This window comes from Flavobacterium cyanobacteriorum, assembly GCF_002251835.1.
Classification (GTDB): Bacteria; Bacteroidota; Bacteroidia; order Flavobacteriales; family Flavobacteriaceae; genus Flavobacterium; species Flavobacterium cyanobacteriorum.
The window spans coordinates 15,177-36,228 of the sequence record NZ_NOXV01000251.1 but is presented as its reverse complement, the minus strand read 5'-3'; the positions used below and the strand labels follow the sequence as shown (position 1 = coordinate 36,228).

Genomic DNA, 21,052 nt, shown 5'->3' with positions numbered 1-21,052 from the left:
TTTCCGCTTCTTTCATTCAAAACAGACAACTTTATTATATCGAACTCACGTTAAATACAGATTATACTGCTACGGCGCCTTTAATGTGCGGGTGCGGGTCATAATTTTCAAGAGTGAAATCTTCAAATTTAAAATCGAAAATATTTTTAACTTCAGGATTGAGTTTCATGGCTGGAAGTGGCCGCGGCTCACGTGTAAGCTGAAGCTGCAGCTGCTCAATATGGTTGTTGTAAATATGTGCGTCGCCAAAGGTATGTATAAAATCTCCCGGCTGGTAGCCGCACACCTGTGCAATCATCATGGTAAGTAAGGCATAGGAGGCAATATTAAAAGGCACCCCAAGAAAAATATCCGCGCTGCGCTGGTATAACTGGCACGATAATTTTGCCGCTTCGCCTCCGGCAGTGGGGGGGCTCACATAAAACTGGAAGAACGCATGGCATGGCGGGAGCGCCACTTTTCCATTAGCCACATTTTCCGAAAATGATTTTGATGTATCGGGCAGCACACCCGGGTTCCATGCCGAAACAAGCATGCGGCGGCTGTTAGGATTGGTTTGTAAAGTTTCAATCAATTCTGCAATCTGGTCAATTTCTTTGCTATCCCAGTTGCGCCACTGGTGGCCATATACCGGGCCAAGGTTGCCGTTTTCATCAGCCCACTCATCCCATATCTTTACCCCGTTATCGTTAAGGTACTTAATATTGGTGTCACCTTTGAGGAACCACAGAAGCTCATGTATTATCGACTTCAGGTGCAGTTTTTTAGTTGTAACCAGCGGGAAGCCCTCACCCAGGTCAAAACGCATCTGGTAGCCAAATACGCTTATGGTGCCGGTGCCGGTACGGTCACCTTTTTGGTGTCCGTTTTCTAATACATGCTTAACAAGGTCATGATACTGCTTCATTGTGATGGTAGGTTATTTAATTGTTGGTTTTTCGGTTATAAGGCTGTCGATTGTATGATGTCCAGATTTTAAAAATTTAATGCAAAATACATAAAAATGAAAATTCCCCAACCTGGCGGAAAGGGAATTTTTTATAATGTTATCAACGAATTATCAAATCAACTTTCCCGTTTTGATATTTCGTCCCTTATCTTAGCGGCTTTTTCATAATCTTCGTTCTGTACTGCGCCATCAAGCAGTTCATGTAATTCCTGCAGGCTGTACTGGCTGTAACCTTCACCGGAAATAGTTTCAGTACCGGCAAATGCCTGCGGTGCCGATAGCACGTCAGCATGTTCTTCTGCGCCTTCTTTTTCAGGATCAGGACTTATTTTCAGGTATATGCCCGCTTTGTCCAGGATGTTTTTATAAGTAAAAATAGGCGCGTTAAACCGTAACGCAAGGGCTATCGCATCTGAAGTACGGGCATCAATTATTTCTTCGATTTTATCGCGCTCACAGATGATGCTCGAAAAAAAGACTCCGTCAACGAGTTTATGTATAATTACCTGTTTCACGACAATATCAAACCTTTCGGCAAAGTTCCTGAAGAGGTCGTGTGTAAGCGGCCTGGGCGGCTTTATTTCTTTTTCCAGGGCAATAGCGATTGACTGGGCTTCAAAGGCGCCAATGACAATTGGTAGTTTTCGTTCACCGTCCACTTCATTAAGGATAAGCGCATAAGCCCCGTTTTGTGTCTGGCTGTAGGATATTCCTTTAATAGTAAGTTTTACTAAGCTCATATATCTCTTCTGTGTCCAAAAAAAGGCTATCTGAACAAAGATAAACTATCTCCTTCCAGATAGCCCTTTTACGGGCACAATTTATAATAAAATTATGAGTTTTGTGCCTTGAATGCTTTTATTTTTTCTGTCAGTTTTGGCAGTATTTCAAAAGCATCGCCTACAACGCCATAATCGGCTACCTTGAAAAAAGGCGCATCAGCATCGGCATTGATGACAACTTTTACTTTTGATGAATTGATTCCTGCAATATGTTGTATTGCTCCCGATATGCCTACAGCAATATACAGGTTTGATGCCACCGGCTTACCGGTTTGGCCCACGTGTTCGCTGTGAGGCCTCCAGCCGAGGTCACTCACGGGTTTGGAGCAGGCTGTGGCCGCGCCCAGCGCGCCGGCAAGGTCTTCGAGCAGGTACCAGTTTTCAGGGCCTTTAAGGCCACGCCCACCTGATACTACTACTTCAGCATCGGCAATCGTTACTTTTCCGCTTCCCTTTTCTGATGATTCTACTCTAACTGTGAAATCATTATCATTAAGTGAAGGACTGAAATCTTCAATAGTTGCAGCCGCCGCCGATTCTATAAGCCCGAAAGAATTTTTGCCTATGGCAAGTACCTTTGTATCGGTATTTATTTCTGTAAAACTAAAAGCCTTGTTCGAGAAAGCATTCCTTTTTACACGGAAGGGTGAGAGGCTCTCGGGCAGTGCCACTACATTTGAGGCATAGCCGGCCTCAAGCGCAACCGCTACCAGCGGCGCGATATAAAGGCTGTCGGTAGTAGAGGTAAAAAGAACAATTTTAGCACCTTCTTTCACAGCTGCCTGCTTAATGGTGTCGGCAATAGCCTTAGCATTGAATGACGAAAGCTTATCGGATTTTACATTAAGTACTTTATCTACACCATACTGCCCAAGTGGTGCCACATCAGTAGCGTTGATGGTCAGGGCAGTTACAGTGGTTCCGGTTTCTGCAGCTATTTTTTTGCCATAAGAGGCAAGTTCAAATGCTGTTTTTTTAAATTTTCCTTCTACAGATTCAGCATATATTAAGATAGACATAATTTAAATTTTAATTTGTTAATGCATCAATGTAACAATTTATTTGGGAATTGCCAGATTTAAAAAAAATCGGGTTCATTACTTCATCAAATTACTTTTGCTTCGTTATGCAAGAGGTTTACCAGTTCATCAAGGTTGTCAGCACTAATCATTTTTACTGCTGATTTAGGCGCCGGCTTCTCAAATTTCACAGCTTTAGTCTTTGCCTCTGCCGAAACCGGCTCCAGCAAGGTGAGCGCTTTCTGGCGTGCCATCATGATACCGCGCATGTTGGGTATCCTAAGGTCTTTTTCCTCAACCAGGCCTTTTTGCCCTCCTATTACCAGTGGAAGTTTTACTCCAAGTGTTTCTTTACCGCCGTCTATTTCGCGGACTGCTTTGGCTTCAGAACCATTAACTTCAAGTTTTATACATGAATTAACAAAGTCATACCCTAAGATGCCTGCCAGCATTCCCGGAACCATACCGCCATTGTAGTCAAGTGATTCCTTTCCGGCTATAACCAGGTCATACCCTCCGCTTTTTACCACTTCGGCAAGCTGCTTTGCCACAAAATAACCATCAGTAGGCGCAGCATTAACACGTATAGCCTCATCAGCGCCTATAGCGAGCGCCTTCCTTAATGTTGCCTCGGCATCCGGGCCGCCAACATTTACTACGGTGACGCTTGCCCCCTGCTGTTCTTTGAACCATAGTGCCCTTGTAAGGCCAAACTCATCATTAGGGTTTATAACAAACTGAACCCCGTTGGTATCAAACTCACTATCGCCATTGGTAAAGTTGATTTTGGAAGTAGTATCAGGCACATGGCTGATGCAGACTAATATTTTCATTTTTTGTTATTTAAATATTTAATTACTGTAATCACAGGCTACGAAATTAATAATTTAAACTGAAATATAAAAACTATGCATGCATAACACCAAGGGTTTTTTACCCCGACTAAATCGTTTTCGGGCGATACTGAGAAGATTTACTGATTAAACCTGAAATAAAAACAAATTGCCCGTATTGAAAATTAAAATTGGGTAGAGGCTACTGAAGGGTTAATTCTCAGTCGCCAAGCTAATTTGCGGATACAAAGATAACCCCTTTGACTTCCATTTCCCTGATTTCTTCAGAAAGCTGCTCATAAGTGATATTTTCCATAATATAATGTTTAATGCTGTTATAAAATTAAAATGGGACATCATCATCATCCCCGCCAATGTTCATATTGCTGCCAAAAGCTTCATTGGCCGAAGGCAGGTTTTTGGTAATGAAGGCAGCGCTGCTGTCATTCATACTTGATGGCAACTCATCAAAAGGTGAACTGAAATCGTCCAGGTTATCAAATTTACCAAGGCTGCCAATAAATTTCAGCCTTATATTATCGAGCCCGCCGTTACGGTGCTTGGCAACAATAAATTCTGCCTGGCCCTGCGTAGGCGACCTTTCTTCGTCATCCCATTCGTCAATCTTATAGTACTCCGGCCGGTATATGAAAGATACAATGTCGGCATCCTGTTCAATTGCGCCAGATTCCCTGAGGTCTGACAGGAGCGGGCGCTTGCTCGATCCACGCGTTTCAACAGCCCTTGAAAGTTGCGAAAGCGCAATAACAGGCACATTAAGCTCTTTGGCAAGGGCTTTGAGGTTGCGTGATATAGTAGATATTTCCTGCTCACGGTTGCCGGCCCCTTTGCTGTTGCCACCTGCCGTCATCAGCTGCAGGTAGTCGATGATAATGAGCTTAATGCCGTACTGGGAAGATAACCTTCGCGCTTTTGCCCTTAAGTCAAATATTGAAAGTGATGGCGTATCGTCAATATAGAGCGGGGCTTTTTCCAGGTCTTTAACCTTGATGCTCAGCTGTTCCCACTCATGTTTTTCAAGTTTTCCCGTCCGCAGTTTTTCCGATGAAAGCCCCGTCTCGCTGGAGATAAGGCGGGTGATCAGCTGCACGGAAGACATTTCGAGCGAGAAGACTGCCACAGGGTGCTGGAAATCTATGGCAATGTTACGGGCCATGGAGAGTACAAATGCCGTATTGTGTGTAACAGTCATATCTTCTAATAAAAATAACCTGTTACCATCAATTTCAAAGCCATAATAGTCATCTACTTTATCAAACTCTACAGTTATTCCGGTAACTTTCCAGTCAACAACAGCCTTGCCTTCCCTTGCCTGCTTTCTTTTAATTTTTGTAGGGACGATATCTATATTCCCAAATATTCTCAACCTGTAAGCCTCTGCTTCATAGCCTGTAGATTTTATGGAAGCCTTCTTCTTTTTCAAAGATGTCCTGAAACCCAGAGTATCACACAAAAATTTTATTTGCTTTGCAAATTCCTCATTTTTCTGGACAATTTCAAAACAATTAAATTCAGAAGTATAGTAACCATCAGCATCTATAATCCCCGCAAGCAACTCTAAACGATTAACTTTAGAATTTATAAGATAAATCTGGGGTATATGTTTATTATTTATCAGGCCAAGTGCCCTTAGCTCTTGTTGAATATTTAAATAAAATTCTTCTGATAAAGCCTTATTACGTGTTACAATTCCATAGTTATTTGTCCTGTTCTCCTGTGTGTAAGTAACAAGTTCACACTCAAACCTGTCAGCATAGTCCTGCAGGTAAGCTATAACTTCATCATCAGTATTGGTTATTCGCTGGCTATAAGAATGGCCATCACCCAGCCAAAGCCCTAAATAATAAGGTTCAAGTGGAAGTTCTTTCTCAGGAAAATCAACGGCAACTTTATAACCTTTATAATCAGACTTAAACTTATCGCTTTTTTCAATATAGTCTTTTACAGTTATGTTCAGAATATCACCTTTTTTATGCGGCCCCTCATTCCTGCTGCGTTTAAGCGATAAGATATGGCTCTCGTTAACCCTGTAAGATATTGCCTTGTTTTGGTGTACCCAGTACATTTTTTCCCTGCCCCTTGCTATAGATAAAACTCTCCTCGGTGTAGAATCGTCTCCCATGAGTAGATCACCTTCTACAATATCTTCAACGTTTTTAAGATTACCATCAAACATAAGGACTTTAGTACCTTTACCAAGGCATTTACCCATACCCGGCCTGGCCGCAATAATGATAAGGTCGCTGGGCTGCCAGCCTGAAGTGAGCTTGTCCAGGTCATTAAATCCGGTAGCAATACCGCTGAGGCCTTCACGGTTGGCTATTTCCTCAATGCGTTTTTTTGCCTGTATCACCAGGCTTTGCGCTGTTTCAGAGCTTCGTTTTATATTTCCCTGTGTCACTTCATACAGCCTGGACTCAGCCTTATCAAGCAGGTCAAAAACATCGGTCGTTTCGTCATAGGAATCCTCTATAATTTCATTTGATATTTTAATGAGGCAGCGTTGTATATACTTTTGCAGGATAATGCGTGAATGGAACTCAATATGTGCTGATGATGATATCTTCTGGGTAAGCTGTATCAGGTAAAAGTCGCCGCCGGCCAGTTCCAGTTTTGCGTTTTTTTTCAGCTGGGCCGATACGGTAAGGAGGTCTATTGGCTGCGTATCATTAAAGAGCTGTACAATGGCCTCAAATATGTATTTGTGGGCATCTTTATAAAAAGCATCTGGCTGAAGAATATCAATAACTTCATCCACCCCTTTTTTATCAATCATCATGGCGCCAAGCACGGCCTCTTCAAGGTCAAGCGCCTGTGGGGGCAGCTTACCTTTTTCAAGGTTGATAATAGTAGCCTTATCAACTTTCACGGGGTTTATATTCCTGATATTTTCCATATTGCGAATGTACTTAAAATTGTAAAGGGTACGTTAAGCAATTGTTAAGAACCGAGTGTTTATAAGTTGTTGATAAACAACTTATTTTTGTTGAAAAGCCAAAAAAAATCCGAAGCTGCAAGGCTTCGGAGCAGAGATGCCCAAAAGGCCTTTTATTCCTTAAATTCGCCCATTTTGCTATACTTATCCATCCTTTGCGCCACCAGTTCCTCTGTTGATAAGTCTTTTAGTTCATTAAATCCTTTCAGTATGTATTCTTCAACCGTTTTGAAGGTAGTTTCCCTGTCATAATGGGCTCCGCCAAGCGGTTCAGGAATTATATCGTCAATAAGTTTTTGTTTCTTCATGTCATAGGATGTAAGTTTCAGCGCTTCGGCGGCTTGCTCTTTATATTCCCAGCTTCTCCAGAGGATAGATGAACAGGATTCGGGCGATATAACTGAGTACCAGGTGTTTTCCAGCATGTAAACCCTGTCGCCTACGCCAATGCCCAGTGCGCCACCCGACGCGCCTTCGCCCACAATAACGGTAATGATAGGTGTTTTAAGGCGAACCATCTCAAATATGTTGCGTGCTATGGCTTCGCCCTGTCCGCGCTCTTCGGCCTCAAGCCCAGGGTAAGCTCCGGGAGTATCTACAAGGGTTACTACCGGAATGCCAAATTTTTCGGCCATTTTCATAAGCCGGAGGGCTTTGCGGTAGCCTTCAGGGTTAGCCATACCAAAGTTGCGGTATTGCCTTGTTTTGGTATTATATCCCTTCTGCTGGCCTATTATCATGAACGATTGTCCGCCTATTTTGCCCAGGCCGCCTATCATGGCTTTGTCGTCTTTAAAAGCACGGTCACCAAAAAGTTCCAGGAACGTGCCTCTGGTAAGCGCTTTTACGTGGTCCATTGTGTACGGGCGGCTCGGGTGCCTGCTTAACTGTACCCTTTGCCAGGCCGTAAGGTTTTTGTATATCCTTTTTTTAGTCTCTTCGAGTTTTTTTTCTATCTGTTTGCATGTGTTAGACACGTCTACGTCTGATTCCTGGCCTATTATCGTGCATTTATCCAGTTGGTCCTCAAGTTCTTTGATGGGAAGTTCAAAATCCAGATATTCCATACTACTAAGGAGTTTTATGTTTTTTTTAATTTACAAAGATAAAATTTTAAGTGGAGTTAAAAAGCGTTGGTGTTTATTAACTTTTATTTTTTGTATAATCCTTTACTATTCCATTAATTATCACCGTGCAAAGTATTACGGCGGCCCCTGTATAAAACGCCGCACTCATTTTTTCCTTGTCGTCAAATACTATAAGTGCGAGAATTATCCCATAAATAGGTTCCAGGTTGATGGTGAGCATCACGGTATAGGGGCTGAGGAACTTCATTACCTGTACCGAAGCTATGAACGCGTAAGCCGTGCAGAAGGAACCCAACGCAAAAAGCCATAGCCAGTCATCGGCAGAAACGTTAAAAAATGCAGGGGTAAAGCTGCCGGTAAAAAGAAGGTAAACCGAAAAGAAAAACACTCCGCCGAGCAGTTCATAAAAAGAGATAACCGAGGGATTATAGCTTTTGGCAAGTTTGCCGTTTATAATGGCAAAAGAAGCAGATAAAAATGCTGATGCCAGTGCCAGCAGGATTCCATAGAGGTAGTCGCCCTCAAAACTAAAGATGATATACAGGCCGGCAATAACCAGTAGGCCGAAAACTACTTCATACCAGATAATCTTCCTCCCGAAAAAGAAGGGTTCAAGCAGTGAGGTAAAAAAAGCACCTGTGGACATACAGGCTAATGTTACGGAAATATTAGAAACTTTAATCGCCTTAAAAAATGTGAGCCAGTGCAGCGCTATGACCAGGCCAGCTGCCAGTAACGATACCAGTGTTTTACGCGGCAGCGTAAGCGGTATTTTTTTTAAAAAAATAAACAACAGGATAATAGCCACGGCTATAGACATCCGGAACCATACCAGCGGAAGCGCATCAAGGGTGATAAGTGCCCCGAGGACAGCGGTAAAGCCCCACACAAATACAATGAAATGCAGGTGGATATAACTTCTTACGTTATCGCTTGGCATTGCGTAAAAGGTAAATTGCTAAAATCCCGAATACAATATTGGGGAACCAAACAGCTAACAGCGGCGGTATGCTTGACTTTTCGGCCATTGTGCCAAAGATCTTATCAAAGAAAATGAAAGTAAATGCCAGGCCTATACCCATGGCCAGGTTGACTCCCATGCCTCCGCGGCGCTTCATTGACGAAACGGCAACAGCAATAATGGTAAGTATAAATGCAGATACCGGTATACTGTATTTTTTGTAAAGAACTACCAGGTAAGCATTAATGTTCCCTGAACCGCGTTCACGTTCTTTATCTATAAAATCGTTGAGCTGCCCAAGAGTCATTGTCTCCGCAACATATATTGTTGGGGTGAGGTCATCAGGCATGAAATTAAATTTCATTTTTTTTGATTGGGCCCTGATAATTTTATCTTCCCTTTCCCCTACTATACGTTTCACATAGTTGCGGAGGATATACGTACTGTCTGCGCCAATCCATCGTATTGAAGTAGCTCTAATTTTATACTCCAGCTTGTTCCCGTTAAATTTTTCAAAATTGAAATTGTATCCGTCGCCGTAAACATAATTGAAATTGCTTACGTAGATAAATTCATTTTCGCCAATCTGTTTATAAACATCCTGGCTTTTCCTTATTTCCGCATTACGCTTAAGGTAGGTATAGCGGAAATCATTGAAGCCTTTACTTGCCATAGGTACAAAGAAAAAACCCATGAGGAGCGCCAGGATTGAAATAATAGTTGCGCCGATAATATAAGGCCTCAGGAATCTTGAAAATGAAATGCCCGAACTAAGTATGGCTATAATCTCTGTATTATTGGCAAGTTTTGAAGTAAACCATATTACAGAGAGGAACAAAAATATAGGAAACAACAGATTGGCAAAATAGATGGTAAAATCACCATAGTAAGCCATTACCTGCCAAAAAGGTATTTTGTTTTCCAGTATCCTGTTTATCTTTTCGGAAACGTCAATAACAATCCCGATAGGGATGAACAGCAGCAGCATCACGAAAAAAGTAGCCAGGTAACGCTTTAAAATGTATTTGTCAATCAGTTTCATCTTTAGCAATAGTGAAATGTTTGATGTGTTTATTGAATACTGGGTTGTGAGGTGTGAGAAGTTTTACTTCTTATCGCTAATTACGATTGTAGCCTCAAATTTCAATACACATTAATTAAATATATTTACAGCCTCTGGCTCATCTGTTTTACCATTTTTTCTTTCCAGGTATAAAAATCACCTTCTATAATATGTTTCCGTGCCTCGCGCACCAGCCACAGGTAAAAGCCAAGGTTGTGTATGGTGGCAATCTGCTTGCCCAGGTACTCATTGGCCGCAAAAAGATGCCTCAGGTAGGCCTTGGTATATTCGGTATCAACAAAGGTAATGCCCATTTCATCAAGCGGTGAAAAGTCATCCTCCCACTTTTTATTTTTTATGTTGATGGTGCCGTTAGCTGTAAAAAGCATCCCGTTCCTTGCATTTCGCGTAGGCATAACACAGTCAAACATATCAACACCTAACGCGATATTTTCCAGAATATTGACAGGTGTCCCCACACCCATAAGGTAGCGGGGCTTATCTTCAGGTAATATACTACATACTACATCGGTCATGGCATACATTTCTTCTGCCGGCTCGCCTACCGACAGCCCCCCTATAGCATTGCCCTGTGCCCCGGCATTGGCTATATATTCAGCCGACTCTGCCCGCAAATCTTTGTATGTACTGCCCTGTACAATAGGGAAAAAAGTTTGTTCATATCCATACTTATAAGGCACTTTTTCAAGATGGGCAATGCACCGGTCAAGCCAGCGGTGGGTCATGTGCATAGAGCGTTTTGCATAGCGGTAATCGCAGGGGTAAGGCGTACATTCGTCAAAAGCCATAATTATGTCAGCACCTATAGCACGCTGTATCTCCATAACGCTTTCAGGTGAAAAGAAATGGTAAGACCCGTCAATATGGCTTTTAAATTTTACGCCTTCCTCTTTTATTTTCCTGTTGGCTGAAAGCGAATATACCTGGTAGCCGCCACTGTCGGTAAGTATGTTGCGGTCCCAGTTCATAAATTTATGCAGCCCTCCTGCTTTTTCCAGTATATCGGCCTGTGGGCGGAGGTATAAGTGATACGTATTCCCTAATATAATATCAGGGTTTATCTCTTCCTTCAGCTCCCTCTGGTGCACGCCTTTTACCGAAGCTACCGTGCCTACCGGCATGAATATAGGAGTTTGTATGGCGCCGTGATCCGTTGTTATAGTGCCTGCCCTTGCTTTAGACAGGGGGTCTTTAGTAACTAAATCAAATTTCATATCAGGATATTACGCCCGCAAAGATAGTATTTTCAGGATGTAGAATGTTTATTTAAATTAAGATGTATAATCTTTACAATATAAAATGGTTTTTATGTTCAAAGAATTGACGGCTCCTTGCTGTCAAAAGCGGATTATACATTTCCAGACAAAGGCTATGTCTTCAGCTTTTTTTTCCTTGCAGCCGGAAAAAGCACATTGTTGAGTATAAGGCGGTAACCCGGAGAATTAGGATGCAGGTCCAGCACAGTATGAGCGTCGCCAACACGGTGTTGGTAATCTTCGGGGTCGTGGCCACCATAGAAAGTAAACATCCCTTTGCCTCTGGTACCATGAATATATCGCGCCTCACCATTTTGTTTGTTTTCACCCATAACCAGCACATTCGACTTGATTTTATCTGCGGCAAAAGCGGTAGTCTGCCCCATAAAACCTTTTACAAGCTGTGTATGGTTCTGGCAGAGCATGGACGGGATAGGATCCCACTTGGCACTATATTCCATCAGGGTAAAATAATCAAGGTCAGGCGGAACTGAGCGTTTATTAGTAGTATCTATATCAGAAAATTCATATACCATAGGGTTTCGCTCCAGTATAAAATCCCTGAAAGCAAGCGTTTTATTATAGTCTATTTTGGCCTGGTAGTTTGGTTCACCGGGGTCTCCGTCAAACATAGGTTCGCAAATGTCGACTCCTTCTGCAGAAAGTGCAATATCAAAACTGTCTGTTGCCGAACACATGGCAAACATAAACCCGCCACCAATAACAAAATTCCTTATTTTGTTAGCTACCGCCAGCTTTTCCTCGCTTACTTTACTGTAGCCAAGTTTCGCGGCAAGGGCTTCGGCTTCTTTTTTCTGCTCAATGTACCATGGCGCATTGCGGTATGCACCAAAGAACTTGCCATACTGCCCGCTGAAATCTTCATGGTGCAGGTGCAGCCAGTCATAAAGCAGCAGGGCATCGCTTAGTACTTCCTCGTCATATATGGGTGTGAAGGGAATTTCTGCATACGTAAGCACCAGCGTCACGGCATCATCCCACGGCTGTTTCCCCTTTGGTGTGTATACGGCAATTTTAGGCGCTTTTTCCAGCACCACATTTTCCATATTCTGCGACGGGCTGCTTATTTCATCGAGTATGGCACTGGCCTGCCCGTCGCTGAGTATTTCAAAACTTACCCCGCGAATTTTACACTCGCGCCTTACGTCTTCGCTGTCGGGCATCAGGAATGAACCACCCCTGTAGTTTAGCAACCAGCTAACTTTATATTGCCTGTCGAGCGCCCAGTAGGTTATGCCATAAGCTTTCAGGTGGTTCTGCTGGGAGGTTTCGTCCATCGGGAGGAGGATCAAAGATGCCTTAGCCCCCGCTGAGACCAGCAGCACAAATAATAGTGTATATAGCTTTTTCAAAATATAATATTTAAAAGGTAAAGATAGCAAATTCTATACCTGTTATAAAATGGCAATACAGATTTGGATGATTTTACGGGAGACTTTGGCCGGGTGGAAAGTAAAGCCTTATTTTATGGGAATCGGAATACCGGAGGATTTATATAAAAAAATCAATACCACGGTTTATAACTAAAATTTTCCGGGCAATATACCCGCACCTGATATTTTTTTATATTTTCGGCAATATTTTAGGCAATGAAAAATATTTCGCTTTCCGGAATTTGTGAAGAAATAGTCTTCTCTAATTTCTTCAAGAGCCACGCAAAAACATTGCGCAGGTATTTGTTTTATAAATTTGGGAATGAAGACCAGGCAGAGGATGCCACACAGGAAGCTTTTATAAAATTATGGGAAAATTGCGAAAAGGTACCGCTTGAAAAAGCAAAATCATATTTATATACTGTGGCGAACAATACGTCCCTTAACCAGGTGGCGCACCAAAAGGTAGTAGTACAGTATTCAAAAAACTATACCGGTACCGGCAGTACACCCGAAAGCCCTGAATACCTGCTCGAGGAAGAACAATTTAAAATAAAGTTACAAAAAGCCATTGCAGGCCTTTCAGAAGCACAACGAACCGCCTTCCTGCTGCACAGGATAGATGGGAAAAAATACCATGAAATTGCTGAAATACTGGGCATAAGTGTAAAAGCTGTAGAGAAACGCATACATATAGCCCTGGTGGAACTGCGAAAAGAAATTGACAACTTCAGGTAGGGAGTTTTATAGTATAACTGTTATAGAAACAAACCCGAAAGAAAATGCAAGAGGACACTAAATTAGCGCGATGGCTCAATAATGAGATGGACGAGGCGGAACTGAAAGCGTTTGCTGCCACTCCTGAATATGAGACCTACTGTAAAATAAGGGATTATTCAGCGGGGCTTACAGTACCGGACGGTGACCTTGACGGGCTGTATAAAAAAATTATGCTACGCAGGCAAAAGCAGGTTAATAAAATCCGATTATCCGCAATTATACCCCGGATTGCGGCAATACTTGTTATTGCTGTTTGCCTCACCTGGTTTTTCTATATCAACAGGACCATCACACAAATAGCGTCAGCCGGCAAGCGTATAGAATTTGTGTTGCCCGATAAATCTGACGTGTTGCTTAACTCAGGCTCTGAAGTTTCCTTTAAGCCGAACCGATGGGAAAATGAACGTAAAATAGTACTTCGTGGCGAAGCTTTTTTCAAAGTCTCCAAAGGAGAAGTTTTTGATGTGGAAACAGCACTGGGTACGGTTACCGTAGTAGGAACTCAATTTAATGTCAAGGCCAGGGACAATCGCTTTGAGGTAACATGTTTTGAAGGTAAAGTAAAAGTAGTATATCGTTCAGAAATTGTATATTTGTTACAGGGTGAAAGCGTTGCTTTTGAAGACGGCAAAGCTATTGCCATACCTGATAATGATGATATACGCCAGCCGGGCTGGATTACCTTTGAGACTACTTTTACAAGCGAAAGGCCTGAAAATATTATCAGGGAACTCGAGAGGCAGTATAATGTGGCCATTAAGCTGGAAGGTAAGCCTGAAGGGTCTTTGTTTACAGGCACCATACCTATGGACAATATAGATACAGCACTGGAATTTTTAGAAAGCACATATCATTTAAAATCAGAAAAGAAAGGTAATACTATCATACTTTCGTCTGAATGATAATAAGCACAAAGAATTTTTCTTTACTCCTGTTGTTTTGTTTTATCCTTGTACCTGTCTATGGACAGGATGAGTATAAAAACACGGAACTAAAAGAAGTTCTTAGCAGCCTCGAAACTTTACACAATATCCGTTTCAGCTATCTTGACAATGATATACAAGATGTAAAAATAATTGCACCGGACAAAAACCTACCCTTAAAGGTAAAACTACGGTATATTGAAAACCGTACCGGCCTCAGCTATAAAGAATCAGGCGCCAGGTATATAATACTATACCGGGAAACGGGCCAGTCCGTGAGGAGTTTATGTGGCTATGTACTTGATGAAAACAACCTCCCCCTTGAAAATGCCAGTATAACATTTGACAATGAAAAAGTAACCTATACCGGGGCTGACGGATATTTTGAACTCCCTTACCCGCAAACCGGCAATATAGTAGTAGAGCTCGTAGGATTCGAATCAAAAATATTTACGGCAAAAAGCTTTAACGGTGACTGCAAGGCTATCACTTTAAATGGCGGCATCCGAATACTTGATGAAGTAATCGCAGAACGATACCTTACCAGCGGTATTACCAAAAAAAATGGTGTTTTTAGCATTAAGCCAAAAAAATTCGGTATTCTGCCTGGCCTTATTGAACCCGATGTGCTATCAACAATGCAGCAGCTCCCCGGCATTGGCAGTATTGATGAAACACTGTCAAATATTAATGTAAGGGGTGGGACACACGACCAAAACCTTTTTCTCTGGAATGATATCCGCCTCTTCCAGACAGGTCATTTCTTCGGCCTTATTTCTGCCCTCAACCCCAATCCGGCTTATACCATAAAAATCCTGAAAAACGGTACTTCGGCATATTATGGTGAAAGCGTGTCCAGTGTAATTGATATTTCATCGCGTTCTGAAACGATACCTGACAATGCCACAAGCATAGGGAGTAATATGATTAACGCGGATTTCTACACACGGCTTAAAGTTTCGTCCACTGCCAATGTAGAGGTATCGGCAAGGCGCTCTTTTACAGATGTCATCGAGTTGCCTACCTACAGCAAGTATTCCAAAAGGATATTCCAGAATACCGTGGTTACACAACTCAATAATAGTGCAGATGTCAATTACAGGAGTGATAAGGAGTTTTATTTCTATGACTTTACAGGGCAGTACCAGCAGAAAATAGGCAGGAACAACCTGTACATGAACTTTATAGGTATAAAAAACAAGCTTGATTTTACAGAAGGATTTCTGGTGGCCAGAAGTATAAGCAGCCTGAACCAGCTCACGCTGGGTGGCAGTATCGCGTGGCATACCCGGTGGGATGAATACAATACTTCGCAGGTGAGTTTTTATAACTCATATTACAGCCTTGAAAGTGAAAACTTTAATGACAACAACAATTCTGACCTGAAGCAGGATAATATTGTTAATGATAAAGGGTTGAGGTTGTCGCATACTATTATAATTAACCCGGGGCTTAGCCTTAAAAGCGGCTACCAGTTTAACCAGACGAGTATTGAAAACTCAGAACTTGTAAACCGATTGTTCCTGGACGGCTTAAAAACGGTTCTCCGCACCCACGCACTGCTGGCCGAAATGGATTATATCTCAGCTAATGAAGTTGTTGCAGCAACATTTGGCATAAGAGGAAATTATATTGAACAGTTCCATAAGTTCCTGCCAGAACCGCGTATGCAGTTTACTTATAAAATAAGTAACACCTGGAGGCTTGAAGCACTTGGGGAAATAAAAAGCCAGACGGTATCACAGGCAGTGGAGCTGCAGGATGATTTCCTTGGGCTCGAGAAAAGGCGCTGGGTACAGGCCAATAACAGAGATATTCCTGTACAAAAAAGTGCACAGGTTTCTGCAGGATTGAGTTTTAAGGATAAAGGGTGGCTATTTTCGCTGGAGCACTTTTATAAAAATGTCGACGGCATTACCACATCCGGGCAGGCTTTCCAGGACCAGCTTGAAACTGTCCTGGCAACGGGAAACTATTCAGTACAGGGTACCGAAATACTAGTACAAAAAGAATTTAAAGGTTTCTATGCCTGGCTAAGCTATACATGGAACAATAACAACTACAAGTTTGACGATTTTTCGCCTTATAAGTTCCCCAGCAACTTTGAAATAGCCCACACCCTCAACAGCGCCGCCATTTATGAAGTGTATAACTTTAAAATAGCGTTTGGGGCCCGGTGGTTTACCGGAAGGCCGGTTACCACGCCTGTAAGTGTACAGCCGGCAACTGATGGTATGGGCAATAATGTAATATTATACGGTGACCCTAATGCAGATAATATTGAAAATTTTTTCCAGATGAATTTTTCAGCTACCTATACCTGGAAATTTCAAAAGAAAACAACGCTGCAATTAGGGGTTTCTGTCCTTAATCTTTTTAACAGGCAAAATATCATCAACCGTTACTACCGGTATAATACCGATGCACAGGCCATTGAAGTTGTAAATACTTACTCTGTAGAAAGGACGCCAAATGCCCTTATAAAATTATCTTTTTAAAACTGGAAGTAAATAAAAGGTTGTGGCCCGGCTGATGCGGCGGCATAAACAAGCCAGCACACAAGCCCTAACAGTATTCCCTTAGCAGGTACGGGAAGAGCGTCAAAGGCCTTTTTCATCTGTACTGTAAAAGTATCGGGCAGGAAATGCCATATATAACCAATACACATTAAAATGAAAACGTTTTTATAGGCCATGATGATGGTCAGCCACTGCCCCGGGTCAAAGCGTACCCCGCCTATGTTGTAAATAACATCAAGTGCCGTGGTAAAATCTTTGGCACGAAAAAACAGCCAGCAAAAAGCAACAAAGTGAAATGTCATGAATACGGATAAAAACCTCCATACCCTGCTGCCTAATGTCCTTTCGCCACCTTTTACTGTAGGGAAAAACTCCATCCAAAGCTTATGCACCGCCAGGGCAATGCCATGGAGTGCCCCCCATATAATAAACCTCAGGCTGGCACCATGCCATAACCCCCCCAGCAGCATGGTAGTAAGCAGGTTTACGTTAGTGTACATTGTCTTTTCCTTTTCTTTAGACAACAGGAACGTAAGCGAGAACACTACCAGGCTTATAAGGCTTATAATCAGTGGCACATGGCTTACAGGAGCATAACTTATACCCCAAATCACAAGCCCGAAGAAAAACAATGCCGGGAATAAAAATCCTGCAAATGAGCCGTTACGGTTGCCTCCTACCGATATATACAGAAAATCTTTGAGCCATGTGGAAAGTGATATATGCCACCTGCGCCAAAACTCAGTTATGGATGCTGATTTGTAAGGTGTACGAAAGTTGGTTGGCAACTTAAAACCGAGGAGTAATGCTATGCCTATCGCCATATCTGAATATCCGGAAAAATCGCAATAAATCTGAATAGTGTAGCCATAAGCAGCCATCAGGTTTTCAAAAGCGGTATAGCTGTTAGGCGAATCAAATACGCGGTCTACAAAATTTACTGAGATATAATCTGATATTACCGTTTTTTTGATAAGCCCCCCTATGATCAGGAACAGGGCATAGTTGATGTCTTCTTTTGTAACATGAAGTTTAGCATATATCTGCGGCAGGAAATCCTTTGCCCTTACAATAGGCCCGGCAACAAGCTGCGGGAAGAAAGATACGAAGAAAAGGTAGTCGACATAATTTTTGGTGGGCGTGATTTCTTTCCTGTAAATCTCTATAATATAGCTTATAGACTGGAAGGTGTAGAACGATATACCTACCGGAAGTATGACATCATGAAAAGAGAATTTGCCGCCAAAAAGGTCATTATAGTTACCGATTAGGAAATTTGTATATTTAAAATACCCCAGAAAGGTAAGGTTCACAATAACGCTAAACCATAAGTACACTTTTCGTGGCGTATTTCGCTGCTCCCTATACAGGAAATAACCAAGCGTATAATCAACTACTGATGAGAGGAGCAACAACAGGAAATATATTCCGCTTGATTTGTAATAAAAGAAAAGCGAAAAACATATTACATAGACCAGCCTGAGCCTGAATGTATTCCTTGTAAAGATATAGATGGCGTAAAATACCAGGAACAGGCCGAGGAATAACCCTGTATTAAACAGTAAGGGTTCCTTTGGGTTATAGGTAAACCAGTTTTCTAAATCCTGCCATGTTATATGTGGCACTATATCATTAAACATTACTTCCTGTTAGTTTTATAATTTTCAAATGCCCTTAATAAAGCTTCCGCAAAGAGATTGCCCTGTTTTTCGTAACCTTCCTTAGTATAGTGCACCCTGTCTGAAGTTATCATCCCTTCAGCAAAACTTTGTTTCACGCTGTAAGTACCGCCTAATATTGAAAAGAGGTCCCATGAAGCATACTTCATCCTGCTTTCCTGCATCTGCACCTGTTTTGAATATGTACCTGCATATGTGTTCGGGTACTTTTTACGTAGTTGTGATGGTGGTGCCGTCATAACTATGATAGCCGCATCAGGGTTTTTAGCCTTTATATTTTTAATAAACAAATTAAGCTGCTGCACAAATTCTTCATGAGGTATTTTGTCAAATGATTCATTGGTGCCAAAAGATATAATCACCAGGTCAGGCTGGAGGGCAGGCAGTTGCTCAAAAAAAAGCGGGTACCGGTTATAATCTGATGCCTTGGCGCCATTAACCCCAATGCTGTGGTAGAGTATCCCGGGGGTGTCTTTTTCCAGCACCAGGCCGCTAAGGCTATGGTTTTTGACATCCCTTCCGGGCAAGAGGTAGAGCTTTGACAGGGCTTTTTCGCTGTGGTAATAGTGGCAGAGGCTGTCAGCAGTAAGACCCAGGGGAATAAACTCTGAACGCTTTACCGGTGTTACTTCTTTTTGCTCTGTAGGTATTTTAAGTGTTTTACCCGCCCTGATTTTATCATTTGTGAGGCCATTGAGTTTCTTTATAGCCCCTACCGTGACATTATACTTTTCTGCAATAGTGCCAAGAACCTCACCGCTTTTTATTTTATGTACGATTTTTTTTGGCGCTGCTGATTCCAGCGAAATTATTTTAAATGCCGTAGCAACATCAAACGAGGGGACATTGCCCGGAGTAATAATTTTTATAGTATTAAAAGTATAATCCGTGTCGCGTACTTCAAGTTCCAGCGCAAAGTTAGTATCTGATGACAATGCAATACCGCTAAGCCCTATCTCTATACCGTTGGAAGGGTGTATTATGCGGCGGCTTTCCCACTCCGTATTTGATGTAAATCGGACATAGTGCCCACCATTGGTCCGGGCCAGGCGGTGCGGAAAAGTAAACCCTGCCCCGGCATTGCCAAAGCGTTTTTGCAATGTTTCGCGGATACGCTTGGTGAACAGGTCGGCCTGTATGTGCGAATCACCTATATGCACAATATTTACCTTCCCTGCTTTTTGTTCTTCCAGGAGGTATAGCTTTTCAAAAAAAAGCTTCATTGCTGATGTGTTAGTGATAACATTTTCGGTATAAACTACCTCACCATCTTCAATATCCAGAGAATCAGCTATAGGCTGCCCTACTCCTGTCAAAAGAGAGTCGGCCTGTGCCGATGACCGCAAACTCAGCAGCATCAGTATCATTATAAATACCCTAACCCGCATTGGTACTATCTGTTTTAGGGATTATACTGTCTCTTTTAGCTACCGGCTTTTTTAGTGGTACAAAAGGCTTTTCAGCAGGTGGGTGTGTATCTTTTACCTCCCTTAATTTTTTATAAAGTTCATAACCTTCATTAAGCTGATTATATATCAGGCCTGCAATTTTCTTAGAGCCCCTGAAGTTAAAATGCGTGTAATCTTTATTAGCCAGTGGCGGGACTTCTTCGACCCATTTTACCATAGATCCGTTTCCACCCATCAGCATATACAGGTTTACGTATGCCGCATTGGTTTTTATGGCATATCGCTTTTGGGCCTTTGTAAGTGGTACCACTGCCGAATCAGTTTTCATTTTAAGGTCATACTTTGTCCCTTTATCAGCTGTAGATACTACCAGTATGTCTGCGCCGGGGAAACACTGCCTTAAATGCTCCACAACTTTTGCCATGCGTTTTTCGTACCACGTATAGTTATAAGAGCCATAATTAAGCACATTCGTCCCATAATGCAGCACTATAAGGTCATAACCGAGCTTTTCATGAAAGGCTCGCATAACTTTAGGGCTAAAGGTTGCTATCGGCAGCCCTGAATTACCCCTGTTCGAAAAATTATCAACATGCACGCCCCTGCCATCATCAAAATTAAACCCGTAAAAAGGGATGGTATCGGCAGCTATAAAATTAGCTTTTAGCGATTTGACCGCGCCTGGCGTCAGCCTTACTGTATTTAGAGTAGCAGAAGGTGCCAGTGATTTATAAACTGTATCTTTTCCTGTTATAAAGGCAACCCTGCCTTTGCTATTTCCTGATTTACCATAAAAAAGGGTCGGCGCATTGAGCTGGCTTATATGGCGCCATTGAAGCGCCTTATACTTGACCCACACAGGATTTACAGTATCTTTTCTTGTAAAAAATACATGCCCGTTAACCCCAAAAGGCCTTCGTGGCCTTTTTACATTTAGATAGGAAAGGGTTTTCCAATTGGAAGAAAACTTGTGTTCCAGAGTTGTCCTTGAGGGGGCTGACTCTGATGTTATGTTGACAAAGCCTACACCTTCTCCGCCAAAACGTTCCTGCATGCTAGACCGGAGATCTTTCACAATCATGTCGCCATCGGTCATGGAATCCCCAAAGTAAGCTATGCGTACATTACCCTGGCCGGCCTGCTCCAGCTGAAGCAGTTTTTCATAAAATGTTACCAGGTGCTGAAAACCTTTGTAATTTTCATAATCTTCAGCCGGAAATTTAACTCCGCCTGTTTCCTGAAAAACAATTTTGGTATTACTAAGAGTGTCTTTTTCTGTTGTATGCCCATCAGCTTTTACTGCTTCGAGTAAAAGGCTGTCTACCACTACATTCTTAGTCATAGCGGTGTTTTCCGAAAAAATCTTTTTAGGAAGCAAGTGCTTAAACACCATAAGCGAAGCAATGGCAACTGCTACTAT

16 protein-coding genes are annotated in these 21,052 nt (G+C 42.2%); 3 read left to right on the top strand and 13 right to left on the bottom strand.

Features of this window, described 5'->3' with window-relative positions; translation table 11 throughout:
- Positions 1-61: 61 nt before the first annotated feature.
- From CHU92_RS07870 to CHU92_RS07825, 10 genes are all read right to left on the bottom strand, one after another.
- On the bottom strand, positions 62-907 hold the full coding sequence (locus CHU92_RS07870) for a thymidylate synthase (protein WP_094414331.1): 846 nt from the start codon (positions 905-907) through the stop codon (positions 62-64).
- Between the two features lie 158 nt (positions 908-1,065).
- Positions 1,066-1,689, bottom strand: a complete 624-nt coding sequence (locus tag CHU92_RS07865; protein WP_094414329.1) for a bifunctional nuclease family protein — start codon at positions 1,687-1,689, stop codon at positions 1,066-1,068.
- Between the two features lie 92 nt (positions 1,690-1,781).
- On the bottom strand, positions 1,782-2,750 hold the full coding sequence (locus tag CHU92_RS07860) for an electron transfer flavoprotein subunit alpha/FixB family protein (RefSeq protein ID WP_094414327.1): 969 nt from the start codon (positions 2,748-2,750) through the stop codon (positions 1,782-1,784).
- Positions 2,751-2,836: 86 nt separating this feature from the next.
- Positions 2,837-3,583: an electron transfer flavoprotein subunit beta/FixA family protein gene (locus tag CHU92_RS07855; RefSeq protein ID WP_094414325.1), complete on the bottom strand. Its 747-nt coding sequence runs from the start codon at positions 3,581-3,583 to the stop codon at positions 2,837-2,839.
- Positions 3,584-3,926: 343 nt separating this feature from the next.
- Positions 3,927-6,500, bottom strand: a complete 2,574-nt coding sequence (gene dnaB / locus CHU92_RS07850; protein ID WP_094414323.1) for a replicative DNA helicase — start codon at positions 6,498-6,500, stop codon at positions 3,927-3,929.
- A 152-nt stretch (positions 6,501-6,652) separates the two neighbouring features.
- Positions 6,653-7,606, bottom strand: a complete 954-nt coding sequence (locus CHU92_RS07845; protein WP_094414321.1) for an acetyl-CoA carboxylase carboxyltransferase subunit alpha — start codon at positions 7,604-7,606, stop codon at positions 6,653-6,655.
- A 76-nt stretch (positions 7,607-7,682) separates the two neighbouring features.
- Positions 7,683-8,567, bottom strand: a complete 885-nt coding sequence (locus CHU92_RS07840; RefSeq protein WP_094414319.1) for a DMT family transporter — start codon at positions 8,565-8,567, stop codon at positions 7,683-7,685.
- The gene (locus CHU92_RS07835) at positions 8,554-9,630 is read right to left on the bottom strand and encodes an LptF/LptG family permease (RefSeq protein WP_094414317.1); all 1,077 of its coding nucleotides are present in this window, start codon (positions 9,628-9,630) and stop codon (positions 8,554-8,556) included. The genes CHU92_RS07840 and CHU92_RS07835 overlap by 14 nt, the downstream gene beginning before the upstream one ends.
- A 125-nt stretch (positions 9,631-9,755) precedes the next feature.
- Positions 9,756-10,886: a tRNA guanosine(34) transglycosylase Tgt gene (tgt, locus tag CHU92_RS07830; RefSeq protein ID WP_094414315.1), complete on the bottom strand. Its 1,131-nt coding sequence runs from the start codon at positions 10,884-10,886 to the stop codon at positions 9,756-9,758.
- A 155-nt stretch (positions 10,887-11,041) separates the two neighbouring features.
- Positions 11,042-12,226: an asparagine synthetase B gene (locus CHU92_RS07825; protein ID WP_243389572.1), complete on the bottom strand. Its 1,185-nt coding sequence runs from the start codon at positions 12,224-12,226 to the stop codon at positions 11,042-11,044.
- Between the two features lie 312 nt (positions 12,227-12,538).
- Between CHU92_RS07825 and CHU92_RS07820 the strand changes: the two genes are divergently transcribed.
- From CHU92_RS07820 to CHU92_RS07810, 3 genes are read left to right on the top strand one after another with little or no spacing between them, the layout of a single operon-like run.
- The gene (locus CHU92_RS07820; RefSeq protein ID WP_094414313.1) at positions 12,539-13,060 is read left to right on the top strand and encodes an RNA polymerase sigma factor; all 522 of its coding nucleotides are present in this window, start codon (positions 12,539-12,541) and stop codon (positions 13,058-13,060) included.
- 44 nt (positions 13,061-13,104) lie between these two features.
- The gene (locus tag CHU92_RS07815) at positions 13,105-14,004 is read left to right on the top strand and encodes a FecR family protein (protein WP_094414311.1); all 900 of its coding nucleotides are present in this window, start codon (positions 13,105-13,107) and stop codon (positions 14,002-14,004) included.
- Positions 14,001-16,523 (top strand): TonB-dependent receptor, encoded by a 2,523-nt coding sequence (locus tag CHU92_RS07810; RefSeq protein ID WP_094414309.1) that lies wholly within the window; start codon positions 14,001-14,003, stop codon positions 16,521-16,523. The genes CHU92_RS07815 and CHU92_RS07810 overlap by 4 nt, the downstream gene beginning before the upstream one ends.
- Here CHU92_RS07810 and CHU92_RS07805 read toward each other — a convergent pair.
- From CHU92_RS07805 to CHU92_RS07795, 3 genes are read right to left on the bottom strand one after another with little or no spacing between them, the layout of a single operon-like run.
- Entirely contained in the window at positions 16,520-18,184 is a 1,665-nt protein-coding gene (locus CHU92_RS07805) for an MBOAT family O-acyltransferase (protein WP_094414307.1), read from the bottom strand. The genes CHU92_RS07810 and CHU92_RS07805 overlap by 4 nt on opposite strands.
- A complete protein-coding gene (locus CHU92_RS07800) occupies positions 18,184-19,611 on the bottom strand; it encodes a GDSL-type esterase/lipase family protein (RefSeq protein ID WP_094414305.1) in 1,428 nt (475 codons plus the stop codon). Before CHU92_RS07800 ends, CHU92_RS07805 begins: the two co-directional genes overlap by 1 nt.
- Entirely contained in the window at positions 19,601-21,025 is a 1,425-nt protein-coding gene (locus tag CHU92_RS07795; RefSeq protein ID WP_094414335.1) for an SGNH/GDSL hydrolase family protein, read from the bottom strand. Before CHU92_RS07795 ends, CHU92_RS07800 begins: the two co-directional genes overlap by 11 nt.
- Between the last annotated feature and the right edge of the window lie 27 nt (positions 21,026-21,052).